This is a genomic window from Micromonospora sp. 4G55 (assembly GCF_016803375.1).
Genome location: NZ_JAEVHN010000577.1, coordinates 1 through 3900 on the forward strand (window position 1 = coordinate 1; position 3900 = coordinate 3900).

Below are 3900 nucleotides of genomic sequence, written 5' to 3' on the forward strand. Positions count from 1 at the left end.
CCCGCCGCGCAGCGCGCCGCCGGTCGAGGACGCCCCGGAGCCCGTCGACGCCGCGGCCGTCCTCGCCGCCATGGCGGACGACGCGCCGGAGGTTGAGGGGCCGTCGGTCGAACCGGTGCCCGCGCAGCGCGGACCGGGCACGGCGGACACCCTCACCGAGCGGGAGCAGCGGATTCTCGCCTTCGAACAGCAGTGGTGGAAGCATGCCGGGGCCAAGGAACAGGCCATCCGGGACACCTTCGGCCTCTCCGCCACCCGCTACTACCAACTGCTCAACGCCCTGCTGGACCGGCCCGCCGCGCTCGCCGCCGAGCCGTTGCTGGTCGGGCGGCTGCGCCGGCTGCGCTCCTCGCGGGCCCGCAACCGCCGGCGCTGAGCACTTCCCGTCCGTGCGCGGGCCGTCGCCGCCGGCTGGGAAGGTCGGTGCCCACCGGGTGAGCTGTCTGCCCGGGCCACGCCGTGCCGGGTGCTGCCGCTACCGTCGGTGACCGGCGCTTACCGGCGGCTTCGTCCGAATCCGGGCGGCGCCGGTGACGGGCATGGCGTGGGCCGGGCCGGGTAGCCGGGCTCTCGGGACGACGGCGAGGGGAGCGGGCTGATGGTGGGACCGGAGGCGCGGCACCCGGCGGGGCACACGGTGCGGACCGTCGGCGAGGCGTACGCGATGCGGGTGCGGTCCGCCTCGGTCGCGGCGCCCGGCCGCCTGGAGAACGAGGACACGGTCTTCCGGTTCGGTCCGCTGGTGGGCGTCCTCGACGGGGCCACCGTGCCGGAGGGCTTCGACACCGGGTGCGTGCACGGGCCCGCGTGGTTCGTCCGCCATCTGGCCGCCCGGATCGGGCTGGCCGTCGCCGCCCGGCCGGCGGCGACCCTGGTGAGCAGCCTCGCCGCGGCGCTGCTGGCGGTCCGCGCCGACCACGGGGACGCCTGCGACCTGGACCATCCGGGCACCCCCTCGGCGACCGTCTGCCTGCTCCGGGAGGGCGGCGACGAGGTCGACTACCTGGTGCTCTGCGACAGCCCGCTGGTCCTCGACCTCGGCGGCCGGGTCGAGGTCATCTCCGACGACCGGCTGGACGACGCGCTGGCCGACCTGCGCCGGATCGTGGCGGGACTGCGGCCGGGGAGGTCGACGCGGAAACCCGGTTCCGGCAGGCGGTGCAGGTGCAGCGGGAGCGGATGAACCGCACCCACGGTTACTGGGTGGCCGCGACCGACCCGGACGCGGCCTACCACGCGGTCACCGGGACCCTGCCGCTGCGCGGGCCGGACGCGGTCCGCCGGGCGGTGCTGCTCTCCGACGGCGCGTCCAGTGCCGTGGAGCAGTTCGGCCTCTTCGACTGGGCCGGACTGCTCGACCTGGTGAGCACCCAGGGGCCCGGCGCGCTCATCGACCAGGTACGCGCCGCGGAGCGCGACCATCCCGAGCGGCTGCGCCGGCACAAGCGCGCCGACGACGCCTCGGCGGTGCTCTGCGAGTTCCCGTCCCGAAGCTGAGCCCGCGCGGCCCGGCCGGTGGCGGCGCTGGCACCGACAGCGGAGCGTGACGCGGAACACCCCGATGGGACGACCGGCCGGTACCTTCGACCAGAGGGCCATTCGCCGCCCGAAGGGCTGGACGACCGGCGGCGGTACCGGCAGACTGCGGCACTGTGACGGGTGCGGTACGACTGGAGCGACTGGACGAGCGGAACCTGGAGCCGTTGCTCTCCGTAGCGGTGGCCGAGGCGGAGCCGGGTGACGTGATGCCCCCGGTCGAGGCGCCCGCCGGCTGGTCGCTGGCCCGTCGGGAGGCGTTCCGGGAGTTCCACCGGGCCAGCTTCGCCGGGCTCGACGGTCCGACCCGCACCCGCATGTACGCGATCGTCGCCGGTGGCGAGGTGGTCGGCATGGTGCGGATGAGCCGCTGCGAGGAGCCCGGCGTGGTGGAGACGGGGATGTGGCTCGGGCGTTCGGCGCGCGGCCAGGGCCTCGGCGTCGGTGCCCTGCGCGAGTTGCTCAACGAGGCCGCCGCGGCCGGCATGCACGCCGTGGTCGCGGACACCACCCAGGACAACATCGGGGCTGTACAGGTGCTGAAGAAATGCGGCGCAAAACTGCTCGAAAATGGCGACAAGGTCCACGCCAAAATCTGCCTCGACGCCACTCCGCCGGCATTCTGACAATTCTTCGCGGGATTTGATCCTTCTCGCGCCGTTCCTGGTTGGCGCGTTCTGACTGTCCGGTTTGCGGCCTTGGTCGCCGCCTGGACGACTCCTTCCCCTCCTTGCCTCAATGGGACAAGGAATTGCCGGGAAATGTTTTGCGCCGGGGCCGACGGGTACTGCCGCCCGGGTCCGTAAGAACGGGACGTCCCGCCGCAGGACCACCGTGCGCATTCCCCCCCGGTGCTGGTTTCCGGCCCTCGGTGGAATCGGGTCGTCCCGACCACCGGGGGAGTGAAGGAGAACCGATGAAGAGCGGAATGCGGGTCGGCCTCGCGGTCGGTCTCGGATACGTCCTCGGCCGCCGGAAGAAGCTGCGTACCGCCCTCACCCTGGCCGCCGCCGTCGCCGCCGGGCGGGCCAGCCGTGATCCCCACCTGCTCAAGCGTGGCACCGACCTGTTGACCTCGTCCCCCCATCTGGCGGGCCTCGGCAAGCTGGGTGGCCCGCTCGCCTCGGCCGGCAAGGCTGCCGCCGGCGCGGCCGCCGGCGGCGGCATCGACGCCATCAGCGGCAAGCTGCGCGGCGGCGCGGACGCCCTGCGCCGCAGGTCCGGCGGAGGTGGGGGCGACGACAGGCAGCGGTCCGCGTCCGACGAGGAGCAGGAACTGGGCGACCAGCCGCAGCCGGGTGAGGGCGGCGCCGACCCGGCGACGTCGAAGCGGGGGCGGTGACCATGGCGGCCAACGATCCCGGCGCCCTGGCGAACCGGGCGAAGGAGCAGCTCGGTGCCGACCTGCGGGACCTGGCGTCCGCGATCGGCGAGCGAGCCGTCTCGGTGGTCACCGAGCGGATCACCGGCGCCACCGGCCGGCTCAGCGAGTACGCGAAACAGGGCGGCGGCCCCGGCCTGATCGCCGCCGCCACCGGCGCTCAGCAGCTCGCCGAGGGCAAATCCCCCGTGAAGGCCATGTTCCGGGCCGGCCTGGCCGGCGGTAAGGAGAAGGTGATGTCGGCGTTCGGTCGTGGCGGCGGCAAGGTTGGCAAGGGTGGCGGCAAGAAGCTCAAGGTCACCAACATCGTCGAGACGATCGAGGTCGGCGTGCCGGCCCGGCTCGCGTACAACCAGTGGACCCAGTTCGGCGACTTCCCGAGCTTCATGAAGAAGGTCGAGCAGGCCGACTGCGAGACGGACGAGAAGATGACCTGGAAGGCGCAGGTCTTCTGGTCGCACCGGAGTTGGGAGTCGACCATCGTCCGGCAGATCCCGGACCGGCTCATCCACTGGCGGTCCAAGGGTGAGAAGGGTTCGGTGGACGGCACCGTCAGCTTCCACGAGCTGACCCCCGACCTGACCCGCATCCTGGTGGTCCTGGAGTACCACCCGCAGGGGCTCTTCGAGCACACCGGCAATCTCTGGCGCGCCCAGGGCCGACGGGTCCGGCTGGAGCTGAAGCACTTCGTCCGGCACGTGATGACCAACACCGTGCTCGACCCGGACTCCGTCGAGGGCTGGCGGGGCGAGATCGAGGACTCCCAGGTGGTCAAGGACCACGAGACCGCGCTGCGCGAGGAGCAGGAGGCCCGCGAGGAGCGGGAGCAGCGGGGCCGGGCCGAGGAGCAGCCGGAGGAGCCCGAGGAGGAGCGCGAGGAGCGCCGGCCCGCCGAGCGCGGCCGCCGTCGACCGCCGGAGCGCCGCCGGCCCCCGGCGGACGAGTACGACGAGTACGACGAGGGCGAGGACTACGACGAGGGG

General features: G+C 73.4%; 6 protein-coding genes. All 6 read left to right on the plus strand.

Annotation, left to right across the window (positions count from 1 at the left end; genetic code table 11):
- Positions 1-376, plus strand: a 376-nt coding sequence (locus tag JNW89_RS30175; protein ID WP_238451665.1) for a DUF3263 domain-containing protein, incomplete at its 5' end; no start/stop codon positions are given.
- Positions 377-598: 222 nt separating this feature from the next.
- Positions 599-1183 carry a hypothetical protein gene (locus JNW89_RS30180; RefSeq protein ID WP_238451666.1) on the plus strand — a complete coding sequence of 195 codons (585 nt, stop codon included), beginning with the start codon at positions 599-601 and terminating at the stop codon, positions 1181-1183.
- The gene (locus tag JNW89_RS30185) at positions 1180-1497 is read left to right on the plus strand and encodes a hypothetical protein (protein WP_238451667.1); all 318 of its coding nucleotides are present in this window, start codon (positions 1180-1182) and stop codon (positions 1495-1497) included. Before JNW89_RS30180 ends, JNW89_RS30185 begins: the two co-directional genes overlap by 4 nt.
- Before the next feature lie 155 nt (positions 1498-1652).
- Positions 1653-2162, plus strand: a complete 510-nt coding sequence (locus tag JNW89_RS30190; RefSeq protein WP_238451668.1) for a GNAT family N-acetyltransferase — start codon at positions 1653-1655, stop codon at positions 2160-2162.
- A 290-nt stretch (positions 2163-2452) separates the two neighbouring features.
- Positions 2453-2878, plus strand: coding sequence for a hypothetical protein (locus JNW89_RS30195; protein ID WP_238451669.1), 426 nt, complete (start codon positions 2453-2455; stop codon positions 2876-2878).
- 2 nt (positions 2879-2880) lie between these two features.
- Positions 2881-3900, plus strand: a 1020-nt coding sequence (locus tag JNW89_RS30200) for an SRPBCC family protein (protein ID WP_238451670.1), incomplete at its 3' end; no start/stop codon positions are given.